General features: G+C 28.0%; 17 protein-coding genes. 1 reads left to right on the top strand and 16 read right to left on the bottom strand.

The genetic code is table 11. From position 1 onward, the window contains the following. Positions 1-3: 3 nt before the first annotated feature. The 6 genes from Q361_RS00410 to Q361_RS13685 are packed head-to-tail and all read right to left on the bottom strand — an operon-like array spanning position 4 to position 6,049. The gene (locus Q361_RS00410; protein ID WP_103724732.1) at positions 4-1,626 is read right to left on the bottom strand and encodes a BACON domain-containing protein; all 1,623 of its coding nucleotides are present in this window, start codon (positions 1,624-1,626) and stop codon (positions 4-6) included. A 9-nt stretch (positions 1,627-1,635) separates the two neighbouring features. After that, positions 1,636-2,847: a WcaI family glycosyltransferase gene (locus tag Q361_RS00405; protein WP_211290356.1), complete on the bottom strand. Its 1,212-nt coding sequence runs from the start codon at positions 2,845-2,847 to the stop codon at positions 1,636-1,638. Next, the gene (locus tag Q361_RS00400; RefSeq protein ID WP_103724730.1) at positions 2,847-3,374 is read right to left on the bottom strand and encodes a WcaF family extracellular polysaccharide biosynthesis acetyltransferase; all 528 of its coding nucleotides are present in this window, start codon (positions 3,372-3,374) and stop codon (positions 2,847-2,849) included. Before Q361_RS00400 ends, Q361_RS00405 begins: the two co-directional genes overlap by 1 nt. After that, the gene (locus tag Q361_RS00395) at positions 3,362-4,441 is read right to left on the bottom strand and encodes a glycosyltransferase family 4 protein (RefSeq protein WP_103724729.1); all 1,080 of its coding nucleotides are present in this window, start codon (positions 4,439-4,441) and stop codon (positions 3,362-3,364) included. Before Q361_RS00395 ends, Q361_RS00400 begins: the two co-directional genes overlap by 13 nt. A 5-nt stretch (positions 4,442-4,446) precedes the next feature. Beyond that, a complete protein-coding gene (locus tag Q361_RS00390) occupies positions 4,447-5,613 on the bottom strand; it encodes an O-antigen ligase family protein (RefSeq protein ID WP_103724728.1) in 1,167 nt (388 codons plus the stop codon). Beyond that, positions 5,597-6,049 (bottom strand): hypothetical protein, encoded by a 453-nt coding sequence (locus tag Q361_RS13685; protein WP_169929234.1) that lies wholly within the window; start codon positions 6,047-6,049, stop codon positions 5,597-5,599. Before Q361_RS13685 ends, Q361_RS00390 begins: the two co-directional genes overlap by 17 nt. 109 nt (positions 6,050-6,158) lie before the next feature. Here Q361_RS13685 and Q361_RS13680 point away from each other — a divergent pair, with 109 nt between their 5' ends. Then, the gene (locus tag Q361_RS13680) at positions 6,159-6,467 is read left to right on the top strand and encodes a hypothetical protein (protein WP_103724726.1); all 309 of its coding nucleotides are present in this window, start codon (positions 6,159-6,161) and stop codon (positions 6,465-6,467) included. A 415-nt stretch (positions 6,468-6,882) separates the two neighbouring features. Here Q361_RS13680 and Q361_RS00375 read toward each other — a convergent pair whose 3' ends face one another. The 10 genes from Q361_RS00375 to Q361_RS00330 form a co-directional block, all read right to left on the bottom strand. After that, on the bottom strand, positions 6,883-7,506 hold the full coding sequence (locus Q361_RS00375; RefSeq protein WP_146046960.1) for a DNRLRE domain-containing protein: 624 nt from the start codon (positions 7,504-7,506) through the stop codon (positions 6,883-6,885). Further along, positions 7,490-8,755 (bottom strand): oligosaccharide flippase family protein, encoded by a 1,266-nt coding sequence (locus tag Q361_RS00370; protein ID WP_169929233.1) that lies wholly within the window; start codon positions 8,753-8,755, stop codon positions 7,490-7,492. The genes Q361_RS00375 and Q361_RS00370 overlap by 17 nt, the downstream gene beginning before the upstream one ends. 103 nt (positions 8,756-8,858) lie before the next feature. Continuing rightward, positions 8,859-10,370: a glycosyltransferase family 39 protein gene (locus Q361_RS00365; RefSeq protein ID WP_103724723.1), complete on the bottom strand. Its 1,512-nt coding sequence runs from the start codon at positions 10,368-10,370 to the stop codon at positions 8,859-8,861. Next, positions 10,327-11,001 (bottom strand): GNAT family N-acetyltransferase, encoded by a 675-nt coding sequence (locus Q361_RS00360; RefSeq protein WP_103724722.1) that lies wholly within the window; start codon positions 10,999-11,001, stop codon positions 10,327-10,329. Before Q361_RS00360 ends, Q361_RS00365 begins: the two co-directional genes overlap by 44 nt. After that, positions 10,994-11,923, bottom strand: a complete 930-nt coding sequence (locus Q361_RS00355; protein WP_103724721.1) for a glycosyltransferase family 2 protein — start codon at positions 11,921-11,923, stop codon at positions 10,994-10,996. Before Q361_RS00355 ends, Q361_RS00360 begins: the two co-directional genes overlap by 8 nt. A gap of 1 nt (position 11,924) precedes the next feature. Beyond that, entirely contained in the window at positions 11,925-12,776 is an 852-nt protein-coding gene (gene rfbD, locus Q361_RS00350; protein ID WP_103724720.1) for a dTDP-4-dehydrorhamnose reductase, read from the bottom strand. Continuing rightward, a complete protein-coding gene (gene rfbC, locus Q361_RS00345) occupies positions 12,770-13,321 on the bottom strand; it encodes a dTDP-4-dehydrorhamnose 3,5-epimerase (protein WP_103724719.1) in 552 nt (183 codons plus the stop codon). The genes rfbD and rfbC overlap by 7 nt, the downstream gene beginning before the upstream one ends. 10 nt (positions 13,322-13,331) lie before the next feature. After that, entirely contained in the window at positions 13,332-14,195 is an 864-nt protein-coding gene (rfbA, locus tag Q361_RS00340; RefSeq protein ID WP_103724718.1) for a glucose-1-phosphate thymidylyltransferase RfbA, read from the bottom strand. After that, a complete protein-coding gene (locus Q361_RS00335; protein ID WP_103724717.1) occupies positions 14,195-15,166 on the bottom strand; it encodes a hypothetical protein in 972 nt (323 codons plus the stop codon). Before Q361_RS00335 ends, rfbA begins: the two co-directional genes overlap by 1 nt. Next, positions 15,166-16,860 carry a DUF6909 family protein gene (locus Q361_RS00330; RefSeq protein ID WP_103724716.1) on the bottom strand — a complete coding sequence of 565 codons (1,695 nt, stop codon included), beginning with the start codon at positions 16,858-16,860 and terminating at the stop codon, positions 15,166-15,168. The genes Q361_RS00335 and Q361_RS00330 overlap by 1 nt, the downstream gene beginning before the upstream one ends. Between the last annotated feature and the right edge of the window lie 4 nt (positions 16,861-16,864).

The raw sequence follows: 16,864 nt of genomic DNA, 5'->3' as shown, positions 1-16,864 counted from the left end.
TTGTTAGTTTCTATATCTTAAAACTTTTAAGGATAAATTACCACCTATTATAAAAGCAACAATTAATTTGTTTTCTTGGTCAAAAGACATAGTTATATCTTGTAATTCATATCCAGAATAATCTATTACTTGATTATTATAAATTATTTTAAATGGTTCCAATTCAACCCATTGTGAATTGACAAGTTTTTTGATTTTACCATTACAAAATATATATGGATTATTATTATTATCTAAAAAAACACGAAATATAAAACCATTAAAAAAACCAATTGTTGACCAACTACCATTGTTGAATTTTTTAACATAAGAAGTATTGTTTTTATTATAAGTTAAATATAATGAATTGTCTGTACCTATCTGAAAATCAATTTCACCACTACTATTATCTACAACACTACCTCCCACAGTAGTCCATGATGAACCATTAAAACTCTTAACTACCAAATTATAACTCCCTGTTTGGTCGCGATAATTATAGGCAATATATGGGATGTTATTTGCGTCAATTTTAATAATATGATTTATAATTAGAAATTCATTAAAGTTACCAATATTTAACCAACTTGAATTGTATTTATAAATTGATAAATTTTCTATGTTACCTGAGCTTGAATTTATGCTACTATTACTTAAATATATGTCATTGTTACTGTCTAAATCCATACTACTTTTCCAAGAAGTAGATGCGGGAAAAGGGATGTTATTTATACTTGGATTAAATTGACAAACCTTTGGCCCATTTTGATAGTATATTGCATAAGGAATTCCATTATTTCCTACTGTCATTTTTGGATAATCGAAACTATTAATATCTCCATAATTACTCCAACTGCCATTAAATTTATCTATATGTCCCGTAGATTGTGTTGTATGCATTAAATAATATGTGTTATTTTTAAAATCACTCGACAAACTTCGGGCGTAATTCAATGAAACATCAACATCACCTTTTATTAAGTCCCAATCATATAATGTTGGTGAGTTTGGATTAGGTAATATTGGGCTAATTGTTTGGTCAATATCTAATACTGTGTATGTAGGATTATTTGCATTAAATGGATTTTCGGTTGCAAAAATAGTAGATCCGCCTCTATTTGAAATTGTATTGTTTTCTGGTATTGTTATTTCTACAGAAGTTATGCCTGCATTACCTGTTGATGGGTTTACTTGAACCCATGCAGGTTTACTTTGTATATACCAAGGTTGTGTACTCGAAATTTGAATAGTAAAAACATGCTGATTGTAATCCAAATGATGTACTTCATTATTAACTATTGTTATCGGAAAAGAATTTGCTGCTGTTTGAACAATTGTTAGTAAGTAAACTTTATTATCAGATATAAACTTTATAATACCCGTTCTTGTTTGTCCATCTTGATCGTTATTTTGTGAAACAACAATCTGCAAGTCGGCATCACCATTTCCTTGTGTTTGTTGCAAAGTAATCCATGATGGAATATCAGTTGCTTGCCAACTTGAATTACAAGAAATATGAACCGTAATAGTTTGTTGTGGTTTGTTTAATGCAAAACTTGATTGTGATAATTCAAAATAACTAGTGTTTGAATCATTTGAACAAGCAATAAGAAAAAAAACAGCTATAAAACACAAGGCTTTTCTCATAAATAATCGCTATTTTCTTGTTATATAGTTTAATTCTTTCATAAAGGTAGATAAAATTTTCTCTGATGAGAACTTTTCAACAATAAACTTTCTTGCATTAATTCCAATTTCTTTTGATTCTTGAGGAGATTCTATCAAATGATTGATTTTTTTCATTATTTGATTTAGTTTGTTTTCATCATAAAAATAAAATCCACCATTCGAAATTTCAAAATTATATTTTACCTCAGACTCTTTGTGCCCTGTAACAATTGATGGTTTTGCGCTTGCCATCATTCCTAATATTTTTGAAGGCATTACTGTATCAACTACGGTGCTTTTTTGAAAAAGAATATGTAAATTAGCATTACATAATAAGTCGTTTAATTCTTCATAACGTACTGGAGGAAAATAAGTACAATTAGAGAAATTTTTAATTTTTTCAGTTATTTCCATTCTTTTTGCTCCTTCACCAATTAGACAAATATGGATTTTATTATTTTCTTGACAAGCTTTTACAAAATCTATAAAAAACTCCCAGTCTTGCTTTGCTCCTATATTTCCTGAATATAAAATATTAAATTTATTAGGGTCAAAGAGTTTATTTGGTTTTGCTGTTTTGGGATTAATCTTTGAATAATCTATCCAATTAGGAAAATAACTTGTTGAAGAAGAGGTTTTCGTTTCCAACTTCTTTAACATTCCATAGCTTATTGTACTGACAGAATCGGCACGATTAAGCAAAAACCGTTCTACGTGAAAAATAATCTTCGCTAATAATCCCGATTTCTTTGAAAGTCCTGTTTCAAAAGCAGCGTCAAATTCAAAATCTTGAACATGAACTAATAGCTTTCCTCCTTTAAACAACTTAACCAATCTTCCTAAAATAATTGAAATTGTAAAAGGCATAACTACTATTACAACATCATTTTTTTTAATTTTAAATACATTTACTATCGAACCTAAAAAAAAATGGCACATTTGAAAAATCCTTTTTAAAAAAGTGGGATTTTTAGGTGTGTATTGTTTAAAGCGTAAAACCTCAACATTGTTAATGGTTTCTCTGTAAAACTTTGGTTTGTTTTTATATTCAGAATAAATTTCCCATTGCGGATAATAGGGCATTGCGGAAATAACTTTTACATTGTGTGTTTTTGCCAAAAACTCTGCCATTCCTGTAGAGTATAATCCTATTCCGCTGTCTTCAGGATAATAATTGTTGCTAATAATTGTTATTTGCATTATGTTTTTTGTACTGGATTACCTTTATAAATTCCTCTAGCAGATATGCTTTTATATATTGAAGACCTAGCACCTATAATTACTTCATCGTTGATTTTTACACCAGGTGCAATAAAAACATCTGTGGCAATCCAACATGAATTCCCAACTTTTATAGGCACAGCATAAATTGGAAAATCTCTTTTTGAATAATCATGCGAACCTGTACAAAGATAACTTTTTTGAGAAATTACAGTATGACTTCCTATTTCTATTATTCCTAAAGTATACAAAACAACATTGTCTCCAATCCAACTATAATCACCAACAATCAATTTCCATGGATAGGTAATTTCTGCACTTGGTCTAATAATTACCCCTTTGCCTATTTTTGCTCCAAAAACTCTCAATAAAAACCTTCTCCAACCGTATAATGCTTTTGGTGATGGTTTAAACAAAAAAAACTTAACAAAGTCCCAAAGCTGAACAGTTATGATATTTTTTCCTCTAAAATCTTTTGGGACTTTAAAATTGTTTAGTTCATACATTTTTGAAAGATTTTTATTGCATTATCTATAAATGATTTTTCAGTAAATTTTTCCGAAGCATATTTATAATTTTCATAAGAAATATCTTGTATTAGTTTTGAATTGTAATATACAAATTCTATTTTTTCTACTAAATCATCTATGTCGTTTTTTTGACAAAACAAAGCGTTTTTTTCAGAACAAATATCTATAATCCCAGCATGCTTAGTTGATAATATCATGTTTCCAGTTGCCATGGCTTCAATAATACTTATAGGCTGTCCCTCCATATTGTAATATGTTGGTAAACAAAAAATATTTGACCAGAGAAGTAGTTCATATTTACGTTTCCCTGTAACGTTTCCTAAATAGGATATTTCATTATCAAATTTGAAATACTCATTTAAATTGTTTGTTGAAATAACACTTCCTGCAACTTTTAAATTAAAATGTATTCCTTTTTGTTTTAATTTCTTTTTTGCCTCAAGTAAATTATTAATTCCTTTTTCTTTTATAAGGTTACTTAAGAAAACCATTTTTATTTTTGAAAAATCCTTTGATCTTATTGTTTCAAAGTTTGTTTTTAATTCATCTAGATAAAAATTATTCAAGCAGAACACATTTTGAGGCTTTAGAAACTTTTCTAAGTTTATCTTAAGGCTTTCTGATAAAACAATTCCAAAATCAAACATACCAATTGTTTTTCTAAAAATTATTTTCTTTATCCTAGAAAGCAAATAATATTCATTGTATAAGTGTCCACCATGTAAGTGAACTATTGTTTTTTTTTTGAAGACTTTAGATATAATTAAAAAAGGAAGATATTTTAAAACCCCAAAAAACGATTGTCCAATAGTAATGTACACCAAATTTGAGGAAATAACTTTATATGCTTGAAAATATGATTTAAATATGTATACTTTGTTTAATTTAAATGAACCATGCTTTGAGTTAATATTTGAGTTAAACTCAGTATCTATTTTTTTAATAATAAAACCATGCTTAGTAAGCCCATCATATAACACTTTGTTTGCTAAACTAACACCTGTAATTGGATTTGGAAAAGGACCTATAATTAAAATTCTCATTTGTTTTAATACTTTGATGATTGATAAACTTTTTTATTGAATATAAAGTAAATTGAAAACAAAAAAAGTAATATACCGTTTTTTCTTTCTAAGACGTTTTCAAAAAGAAAAAAATAAAGAAAAAAAGATATTACTATTAAAAAAGGCGTAAAACCCTTATATTGATTTAGTAAAAAAACATAAAAAATTAGTAAGAAAAAAGAAAATAAGCCAAAAAAACCTGTTGAGATGACAATTCCTAAATACTGATTATGAGTGTTATAACCCAACAAATCTGAGTGTGAAATTTTAAAACATTGATCTAAAAAATATTGGGAATCACCAATACCATTACCAAAAAATAAGTTTGTTTTTTCTAATCTATCTAGTGTGCATTTATAAACAGCATTCCTTACACTAGTTGAATTATTAGTATTGAATTGGTTATAGGATACAGCTAAAAACATTTCTCTAAATCTTTCTCTATGTCCATTTTTTGTAAAAATTAATAATGAAGCGAAAAATATTATTAATAAAAAAAACATTATCTTCTTTATTTTTTCTATTTTTTTATTAAAAAAAACAAAGGGTATAATAATTATCAAAAAAATTAATGTGGATTTAGCACCTGTTAACATAATAATAATTAAATTACTTATTATCGACAATATTGAAATAGTGTTTTTTAAATAAAACAATGATGTGATAAATCCAATAAAAGCAATAATAGAAAGGTAAATAGGGTGGATGTTTATAAGTGGTAATTTTTCAAAACTAGTTCTTATAATGTTGTAACTCAAATGATCAGAACTAATAAAACAATAAAAAACAAAAATCAACAAAAAAATTGCGTTACAAATATTAAATATTTTACTCCATTTAGTAATGTTAATATTCTTAAAGTTTTGAGTAGAATAAGGTATTGCTAGATAAATAAATGGTAAAAAACCCTCTATTCTTCTCAATCCATATTTTAAATCATCAGAATAAAATAAACTAACAAGATTTACAAGAAAGAAAAATATAAGTAAACTAAAGTATTTCATTTTAATATTTTTATACCCATAACACATTAGATGTGTAATTGAAAACAATAAAAAAGGAATTTCTTTTATTTTATTAGGCAATAAAATAAACAATGCAGTGCTTAAAAATAATAATTCAAGAAATTTTAAGTTATTTATTCTTTCCATAATCGAACGCTAATAAAAACCAAAATATTGGACTTGTCCATAAAAAAGATGCCGCAGGTAACGAATAAATTATCCAAGAGATTTGAAATAGAATTAAACTACTATAAATAGAATTTTTAGTAGTCAAAACTTTAAAAAGATTTAAAAAAAGATTTTTCAAAAGTAAGTAAAACAGAATCAATCCAAACAAACCATATCTAAATATTAATGAAAAAGGGAGTATATGTATATTGTGTATTTTTTCTTTACCTAATATGGCTGATGATCCAACACCAACATCTTTAAAGCTATGTCCTTCAATTGTAGCTCCTAGCCCTCCTCCAAAAACAAAATTAAATACATTAGCTGTCCAAAATTTTAAAACAATAAGTACTTCGTCTATTCTTTGTTTTAGCGATAGCATTTCTGGGGAATTCCAATTGTATTTACCTTCCATAAGCATTTTTACTTGATCTAATCTAGCTTTTAATACTGAACCGTCAGAAATTAAAGGAAGAATTTGTTTTATAGAAAAACTAAGAATATATGGAGTTACAATTATAGCTGTGACACTTAAGGAAATAACTTTAAATAATGTTTTTTCAGAAATAGGTCGATTAAAAAAAGATAAAGTAGCGAACAGTAAGAATACTATTAATATAGCTCTATTAGCTGTTGTAAACTGTATGATAAAAGGGATAAAATATAAAAAGGTATATAAATATTTTTTTTTAAAAAAAAAGAAAAAAGAAAAACTAAGAGATAAAACTAAAAGAAAAGATGGGATATTAATTTTTGAAAAAAGGCATATAATTGAAAGTAATAATAATAAAATAATAAATGTATTATGTACAGTATTTATTTCTAATTTTTGAATTTCAGAGTTTATATTGACACTAGTTTGAATTATTCTATAAAAAAGAAAACCAAAAAAAATATAAAAAAAATCAGTTATTATGTATAAAATAGGGTTTAGTCTAAAAATCCCGACAATCAAACAAATTAATGTAATTAAAATCCAATAAAAAACTAATTTATTATTTAAACTGTTATAATAGACAATTCTTTTTATGGAGTCTTTAATTATCAGTTTTTTATAAAACAAATAAGCAATTAAAAAAACAGTCGTTACAAGTCTTAGGTATGGAACCATTTGAAAATCTTCAAGTCCCAAATACCTAAATAGAATGGAAAATAAGACTTCCGTAACACCCAATATTGCAGATGCTTTTAATATTAAAGGTAAATTAGATGTTTTAGATAATATTATCAATATGGGTTTTTATTTGACTATTTTTTTTCTGAATAAAATATAGAAAGGCGAGGTCTTAAACTTTCATCATTTGAGTTACTTGATGCTAATAGCAATATGGCATTTTCTTTCTCATTTATCATTTTTAACATAAATCCATAACTGTTTTCTTTATCGGAAGATATATCTTGCACTAATCTAGTTACATTTATTCGCTTCGGGTCTTTACTAAGTTTAGTTTTTGAAGTATACACCTGATTTATATTTGATGTTACTGGTTGATTTTTCCAATTTACGTCTTTAGAGTCCCAAGGAGAAATGACTCTACTTAATATAAATCCATTTTCACCATAGTTCTCTTTTCCAAAAGCAGATTTATTGTTGAATTTAAAATATAAAAACGCACTGTCAATAGTAACATTTGAAGGTATTTCCTTGAAGTCTATTAGTACTCTGTTTAAAGAAACAGAGTCTTTTTGCTGTGATACATATAGATGAATGTTCTCATCATCATTAAAGTTTTGAAAAGGCAAAGAACTACTAATTAACGCATCTTGTCCATTACTTGCATTTGGTTTAATTTCAAGTTCTTTCGAGCTTTTATCACAAGAAATAAATATTAAAAAAATAGATAGTAGAAAGATTTTATGTATATTTTTCATTGTAAATTTTTTTTCTGCAAATATACATTCTAATTCCAATTAAAAAAATATCTGCAACTACTCTTGCAACAATTACATTTACGAATGACCAATTATTAGTAAAATATAACGCGGCTAAAGAACCTATATAAAAAATACTTGAAATTATTAATGTGCTATTAAATTCCTTAAAAAATCCTTTTGCAACCATAATAGTATTAGCATAAATAAGAGATAAGCTTACGGGTATTATTAAAAATGTCAAAATTTTCAAAACATATAAATTGTTTAAAAGTTCATTTCCAGCAAAAAGAATAAGTAAATGTTTTGAAAATAATAATATTGAAATTGTAATTATTACACTTGATAGTAGTGTAAATAAAATTAAATTTTTAATTACTTTATTTGATGTTCCTTTAACAAGGATTGGGAATAATGCTTGTTGAAGCACTTCATATGGTATTATAAATATAAATATTATTTTTATCGAGATATCATAAATAGATACTAATTCTTTTTGAAAACTATAGCCTATTAAAAATACGGTTCCTAAATTGAATGTAAACATTGACATTCTTCCTAAAAAAAACAAATAACTTTCTTTAAAATACTTTTTTAAATTACCAATAGGTACTCTTATAAATTTAAAATTACAGTCTTTTTTCATTAAATAGTATCCCACATATCCCGTCAATGCGTTTATTGAAACTAGAAACAATATGTAATATATGGTGTCATTTTGTTTCTTTATAAAAAACAATGTTGCTAATAGAAGTAATACCTTTCCTATTGTGGTTGTAACAGTTATTTTATGCATTTTTTCTACTCCTTGAAAATACCACAAAGGATTTAAAATTTCCCCTATTGCAAATAATAACATTAAAAATAGAAGGTCTTTGTAAATATATATTTGTTGGTTAAAGGTCATTAAAGACATTAGAATAAATGAAACAAAGAATATAAATGATTTAATATAATAAATGCTTGAAATAATTTGATTTTTTTTATATTGATTATTTTCAGTCTCGACAATATACTTTGCCGCATATAAATCAAATCCAAAATTAATGAATATTATAAAGTATTGAATGATAGAATCAACCCACGTTAAAACACCATAATTTAAATCTCCTAATGTTCTTATCAGATATCCTACCACAAAAACCTTTGAAAAAATATTTAAAAGTTTTATTATCGCAATATTTAAAAAATTATAAGCAGACTTCTTATTTATTTTTGAGATCTTATTTTTTTTAAGTATTTGTCCCACAGATATTTATGTTTGATATGTATGTTCAATTTTTTACTAAATTAACTAATTTTATGTGATAGTTTTGACGGTTTTAATGATTTTTATAAGGAATATGAAATTTTTATTTTCTAACTTCATACAATTCTGCCCAAGCCTTATGACCTTTAAAAATCTTTTTAATGTTGTATTTTTTATTAAAAAAAGTTTTGGTAGCCACGTTTGTCGAATCAAATCGTTTAAAAGCATCTATGTACCAAAATTTTTGAGGTAATATACTATCTTTTTTGTACTTTTCATACAGTTTATTTAAAGAAAGTTCTTTCGGTTTAATAGCATTATCTTTAAAATAAAAACGATACCAATAGGCTTGATTACTGTATATTGGTATTTTCTCTGTATTGTTTTTAAGCACAAAGGCAGCTGCTTCTCTATATTGAGCATGCTTAACAGTTGTATATTGTTTTGTAACAACCACAAGATGAATAAACATATAAAAAGTAACTACAAAGAGTACAATACCTTGCTTTATTTTCCCTTTAATATGTACTATAGATATTGCAATAATAATAAATAATACAGGCATTAAACTTAAAAAATACCGTGTAAGTAAATAAGATATTTTTCCATAGGATTTTATCATTAAAAAAGAAAACATAACAAAAAACCAAACAAATAAAATAATAAAGCCAAAAAACAATTTGTTGTTGAGCAAGGTTTTATAGTTGAATATTTCTTCTTCTTTGTTTTTAAAGATGATAAAAATATAATAAAGCAATAAAGGAAAAATAAGATACAAAACGATTTCTGAATCGCCAAAAAATGTTTTAAATATTTTTGAAAACGAATCGGGTTGAGGTGGATATACCCAGAATTTTTGATAATTCATGAGTACTATAAATTTTTGATAATTTATAGCAAACATTCCCAAAATAATAGCACCCGAAACGGCCGATTTTTTCACAAAATCTATTCGATCTCGTTGAGGTAATAGCACCAATATAAGTGCTAATATAACAACTTGTGAAAAAACATTAATGAGCGCAAAGAAGTTAAAATTTAAAAGAATACCAGTAAAAACAGCATAATATAACGCATTTTTCCATGTGGTATTTTTTATAAAAAGTATGAGTCTATAAAATGACAAACATACAAATAGGAAATACAAGGTATACGGTCTAGCATCTTGCGAAATATAAATATGATAGTTGCTTACTGTGATAAGCAATGCCGCAACGAGTCCGGTTTTTGAATTATATAATGCTTTTCCAACCAAAAATAAAGCATAAATCGACGCAATACCTGCAATAGCAGATACTGAACGTGCAGTAAAACTAGTAAAGCCAAAAAAGAAATAAAATATTTTTAAAATGATAAAATACAAGTGCGGAAAGCCCTCGCGAGCAATTAATTCTTTGTGAAAAGCAGCCCAACTCATCGCTGGATTGGAAACAACCATGGTGTAAAGTTCGTCCATCCACATGCTTTGAAAATCTAAATGGTAAAAGCGCAAAAAAGTGGCACATAATAAAATTACGATAAGCCATAAATTGGTTTTACCAAAGTATTTTTTTACTGTATTTTGTGTCATTTTATTTCCTCCAATAGTGTTTAATATATGTTTCAGAAGAGACATTGTATTGTTGTTTCGAATAAAAAGTACAAGCTTCTTTATTTTGTTTTTGAGTAGGTATTTGCATTATATGGCAGTGCTGTATCTGCGCCATATGTTCTGCTCTGGCTAGTAATTTTTTACCAATTCCTTTGCCTTGTGCGTTTGGATGTACAGCTATTAAACCAATATGTGCGTTTTTATTATCTATTTTATAGGTAACAAAGCCCAATAGTTTTTGGTTTTCTATATAAACCAAAACATCGGTAGCTATTTTTTTGGATATAGAATTATCTACCCACATTTTATACATAGTTTCAAACTCTAATTTAGAAAAATTATAATCCAAAAGAAAACGGCTGTATTTACCACTTTCGTAAGCAAGAACATACAAGTCTTCTAGGTTTACATTTACTTCTGCAACAGAAAATATATGAGAATCGAGATTTGCTGTTGTAAGATTCTTTTTTTCAAATACTACCTTTACTTCTTCAAATGTACATTCAAAATCTTGTATAACGATGTTAAAATCTGTTTGAGAGGTTACATAAATCAAATCATATTCGAGCAAATTTGCTTTTTTAAATTCTGAAGCATCAATTTGTCCAATATTTTTTTTGAAAAAATCCGAATCCCATGTTAGTTTTTTAACCATGTATTTCGTCTATAATAAAAACGGGTCTGTTTTTTGTTTGATCGAATATTTTACCTATATAAATTCCTGTAATACCTATAGTTGTAATGATAATTCCAGATAGAAACCAAATTGAAACAATGATTGATGTAAAACCTAAAACAGCAATTTTATGATTTATAGCCTCATAAATATAATAGCATCCAACTAAAAAAGAAAGAAAAGAGACCAACATGCCAAATTTTACAAATAGTTTTAAAGGCTTATTTGAAAATGAAATAATTGTGTTAAAAGCAAGACTTAATAGCTTTGAAAAACTGTATGAAGTTGTTCCAGATTCTCGATTTGCATGCTCTACTTCTATAGAGGTACTATGATAACCGACGTATTTTACAAAAAGAGGAAAAAATTTAATGGTATCGCCTATATTAAGTATCGATTGAACCACTTTTTTATTATAAATACCAAAGTTTGCCACTTCGTTATCGTAGGTAGTATCGGTAAAAAAAGAATAAGCTTTGGAAAAAACTTTTGAAGATAATTTTTTTAAAAACGTATCATGGCGTTGCACTCTTTTGGCTAGAACTACTTGGTAACCTTCTTGTGCTTTTTGGTATAGTTTAATGATTTCTTTGGGCTGATCTTGTAAGTCACAATCCATTACTACAACCCATTCTCCTTGTGCTTTAGATAATCCGGCGATAATAGCGGGATGTTGTCCAAAATTTCTACTTAAACGGATTGATTTTACGTTTAAGTTTTGTTTCGAAATTTCTTTCATCTTTTCCCAAGAATTATCCGGACTTCTATCATCAACCAAAATAATCTCGTAAGAAACTTGCATTAATTGCATCGCTTTTTGAATTTCGGCGACTAATTTTTCTACAATATTCTCTGCTCGATATACGGGACTTACAATAGATATTTTGGGGTTGGTTGTCATTTTACAATGGTTTTAAACTTTGTTCCCAGTTTGGAATATCAAGATTAAAAGTTTTTTTTATTTTAGTTTTATCCAAAACACTATACAAAGGTCGTTTAGCAGGTGTAGGATATGCCGAACTTGGTATGGGTTGAATAGCAATAGTTACATTATTAGCCTCAAATATTTTTTTTGCAAAATCAAACCAACTACAATAGCCTTCATTAGAAAAATGATACAATCCATAATTAGTGTGTGCTAATTGGTTGTTGTGGTTTTGTATTATTTTGACTAAACATTCGGCTAAATCTAATGCATGAGTAGGCGTACCTACTTGATCGGATACTATAGATAAACTATCTCTTTCTTGAGCCAACCGTAACATGGTTTTCATAAAATTGTTCGCAAATTGCGAATAAACCCAAGAAGTTCTGATGATATAGTAGTTTGAAAATGTTTCCTGAATTGCTTTTTCACCATCTAATTTTGTTTTTCCATATACTCCCAACGGATTTGGAGTGTCGGTTTCTTGATAAGGACTGTTTTTAGTGCCATCAAAAACAAAATCGGTAGAAATATGCAACAATATGCTATTGTGTTTTAAACAAGCTTGAGCTAAGTTTTTTGCGCCTAAAACATTAATATTGTGCGCTTTTTCTGGTTCGCTTTCGGCTTTATCAACAGCTGTATAAGCGGCCGTATTGATACAATAATGCGGTTTATGCTTTTCAAAAAATGAAAAACATTCTTTTTCATTAGTAATATCTAGCGTATCAGAATCTGCAAAAATAAAATCAATTTGAGCATATTTTGGCGCAATATATTGAATGGATTGCCCCAACTGTCCGTTTCCGCCTGTAACGAGTACTACCATATTTTTTTTGCGTTTTGTAATGTGGGTAATATCTTGTCTTTATCAGAAATTATTAAATGGTCCAAAGGGGTTTGCCAATCAATGTTTAGTGTTGGGTCATTATAAATTAATCCGCCCTCACTTTCTTTATTATAAAAATTATCGCATTTGTAAAAAAAAGTTGCCGTATCGCTCAATACCAAAAATCCATGAGCAAATCCTCTAGGAACAAAAAATTGTTTTTGATTTTCGGCCGTAAGAATAATAGATTCATAGTACCCAAATGTTTTAGAATTTGGACGTAAATCTACAGCTACATCGAGAACTTCGCCTTCTAAAACACGTACTAATTTTGCTTGTGCGTGCTCACCACATTGGTAATGTAAACCTCTTAATACACCTTTACTCGAGTAAGATTGGTTGTCTTGTACAAAATGAATTTTTTTACCAATACCTTTTTCAAAGGTGTTTTCGTTGAAACTTTCCATAAAATAGCCTCTGTCGTCTTTGAAAACGGTAGGTTCTATTACAAAACACCCTTCTAATTTTGTTTCTATAAAACGCATAAAATTGCTTTTATTCTTCTAATAATGACATTAAATGAGTTCCATAACCACTTTTTAGTAAAGGGTTTGCCAGCTCTTTGAGTTGGTTTGCGTTTATAAAGCCCATTTTGTATGCAGCTTCTTCAATAGCGCCTATTTTTAGACCTTGGCGTTCTTCAATTACTTGTACAAATTGTCCTGCTTGCATTAATGATTGGAAAGTTCCCGTGTCTAACCAAGCTGTACCTCTGTCTAATATGCTTACTTTAAGTTTACCTTGCTTTAAATATTCTTTGTTTACATCTGTAATTTCGAGTTCTCCTCGAGGACTAGGTTTAATATTTGCAGCAATTTCAAGTACAGAATTATCATAAAAATAGATGCCTGGTACTGCAAAATTTGATTTTGGTTCTGTTGGTTTTTCTTCAATAGAAAGAACTTTACCTTCTTTGTCAAAATCTACTACACCATATCGTTCAGGGTCGTGCACATGATACGCATATATAATACCGCCATCTGGATTGTTGTTTGCTTGAAGTAATTCTGCTAAACCTGTGCCGTAAAAAATATTGTCTCCAAGAATTAATGCTACTTTATCATTGCCTACAAATTCTTTTCCTATAATAAAAGCTTCAGCAAGCCCGTTTGGAGCTTCTTGTACAGCATATTCAAAACGACACCCAAATTTTTTACCATCACCAAGCAATTGTTGAAATAATGGCAAATCATGTGGTGTAGATATTATTAATATTTCATGTATTCCAGCCCACATTAATGTTGAAAGTGGGTAGTATATCATCGGTTTGTCATATATAGGCATAAGTTGTTTGCTTACTGCCAAAGTGAGCGGATGTAGTCGAGTGCCAGAGCCTCCTGCAAGGATGATACCTTTCATTATTTTGAAATTGATTTTAATCTATTATTCAAATTCAACATTATTTTATAAATAAAAAATATAAATAAAAGAAAGATAGGAACTATGAGTTTACTTTTATTAGCCAAGCCTTTATTGTTTATAGAATTAAGTACAATAGTATTGTCTTTTATTAATTTTGTTTGAGATATTAAATCTAATCTATCTTGAGCAATTTGATTTAACAGATCTCTTTTTTGAGATATTAATTGACCAATTTCAGAATTCTCACTTTTTATTAAAGGATTTGAGTTTCTTTCCAAACTATTTTTGTAACTAGTAATCAGCAAATCAATCTGTTTTATTATAGAATCATTTTCTATAATTCTTCGGTTAATGTTTTCTAACTTTAAATTTTTTATGCTATCAAAATACACATCTTTATTAAGAAAATTAAGAATACTTTTAGTTTCTTTATAAGAAATCTTTTTTGCAGAATAAATGTTGATTTTTTGAAAATAGAAATTTTTGCTAGTTATTTCATCTTTAATAACCTTATTAATATCTGAATTTTCAGAAAGTAATTTTATCATTTCAAAATTTTGCGAATTCTGTGCATTGTTCGCTAAAGCTTGATTATTTACAAAATTATAAATATCAATAATTGGCTCTATCTCAATTTTAGAGAAATTGTCATAGTTTATTTTATTTTCAAAGCTATTTTCTTTAAGCTGGATTTGAGAGTTTAATTGCTTCACTTTTGAATATAAATATTCATTACCAGTATGGTTAGTATTTACAATAATTTCAGAAACATAACTTTTTAATTTCGCATCTAACAAAAAACCTATAACTGTTCCAATTAAAAATATAAATAGTAAAGTCTTCCCATTGCTTTTAAAAAACGAAAAAACTTTAATAATGAATGTGTTAATTATGATTGATACTTTTTTAAAAAGCACACCCAAATCAATTTCTTGATCATTTTGTGGTAAATTATTTTCTGTATTCATTATTGATTAATGTTAAATATTTGTTCTAATATTTTTATAGTGATCAAATATGTTGGTTTTACCCCCGTTGTTCCTAAACCACCCGAAGCTAATGTGCTACCTGTTTCCAAAGGATTATCTGAAGCATAGTAGGCATAACGAACTTTTACATTTGGATTGGTGCTTTTTCTAATTCTAGAGGCAGATTGAATTGCTTTTTGGTAATATGCTCCTTCCATTTCTAGACCAATAGCGCCCCAGGTAGATTCGTGAAAGAATTTTAATAAGTCTTTATTTTGTAACGAGGTGCCTAATACTGTAATCATAGGGCCAGAAAACACAGGAATACCATGACCTTCAAACATTTCTTTTGTTAATTCGTTTTCAAAAGGGTAGTTGTCTGCGGTGCCTTCATTAACATGAGCATTAGGAATCATAATATCTCCTTTTCCTCCTTCAAGAATACCAGCTTTTCCCATTATAGAAACAGATTCTACATTTAAGAATATTTTTTCTTTTTCTACTTTATAAGGTTTTAACAATTCATCTATAGTTTCAAAAGCTTGTTCTCCAAAAGCATAGTCCATAACAATTATTACTGGTGCTTCACCTTGTATGTTGGCATTTGGAAAATTGGATTTTTTCCAATCTATTTTTGACGTATCAAATAGTTGCACATCAATGTTTGTTCCCGATGTGTCTGGAAGCGAAATCATACCACTTTTAAGTGCAAATTGTTCTACTTTTTGTCTTAAATCACTACTGCCAGAAGCACTTAAATCTTCATAAATAACATATTCCGATTTGTCTTTGTATTTTGCGCCTAAAACACCATTGGCATAAATAGAATTCATTACGCTGTGCATATTGGCACTAATAATATGTAAGGGTCTTTGTAATAAGTTGTTGTTTTTAAGCACCTCTTTAATATTATTTGCCCAAATTTCACCATGTATATGATGCCCTAAACGCTCTCTAAGTATTGGGCTAAAAGTAATGGTTCGTTTATTGTTGTCTACAACTTCTTCAATGGCTAATTTGCCTAACCAATAAATTACATGTAAAAAACGATCGGGCTTTTCTTTAGTGCCAAAGCCATCATAAATATCTAATATTTCTGAGAAACTTCTTCCTAAAATATTAGCACAGTGCGAAATAGCTTTTTCTTTTTCTATTTGCGTAAGCTTATTATTTTGCAAAACGACCTGCTCCAATTTTAGCCAATCTCTAGATAACTCACTCATAGAATCGTCAAGAAGAACTTTATCTTTTATTTTGTGCGATTCAATAAAAATAAAAGTAAGATGCGTAAGAATGTCATAAATATCAGATCGACCTCGAGTAATTTCTACATTCATTTGCTCTTCATCGATACGGTAACAATTTCTTTTTCTTTTAGGCGGAATTATAGGTGTAAAATGAGATCTAGAATAGCCTTCATCTGAAGTAAGATTTATAAATCTACATTCTTCTATACCTATTGGCAAACGCTCAATAACATAAAGTAATCCGTTTAGTTCTACTTTTTCATCGGCAATACTGCCATAAATTTCGGGTCTAAGTTCTAGCAAGGCTTCTCTTAGTGTTTCGCCAGATACTCCCATAGGCTTATAAAAACCACGGTTAAATAAATGACGCATAGTAATGTACAATCGTTCGATAGCTGCCGACGATTCTTGCGCTCTTGAGCGCGAAATGTTTTTAATTTCTTTCATTAAA

It is taken from the genome of Flavobacterium croceum DSM 17960 (assembly GCF_002917885.1).
Lineage (GTDB): Bacteria > Bacteroidota > Bacteroidia > Flavobacteriales > Flavobacteriaceae > Flavobacterium > Flavobacterium croceum.
Note: the sequence above shows the minus strand (reverse complement) of the source record. Positions and strands in the feature narration are given on the sequence as shown.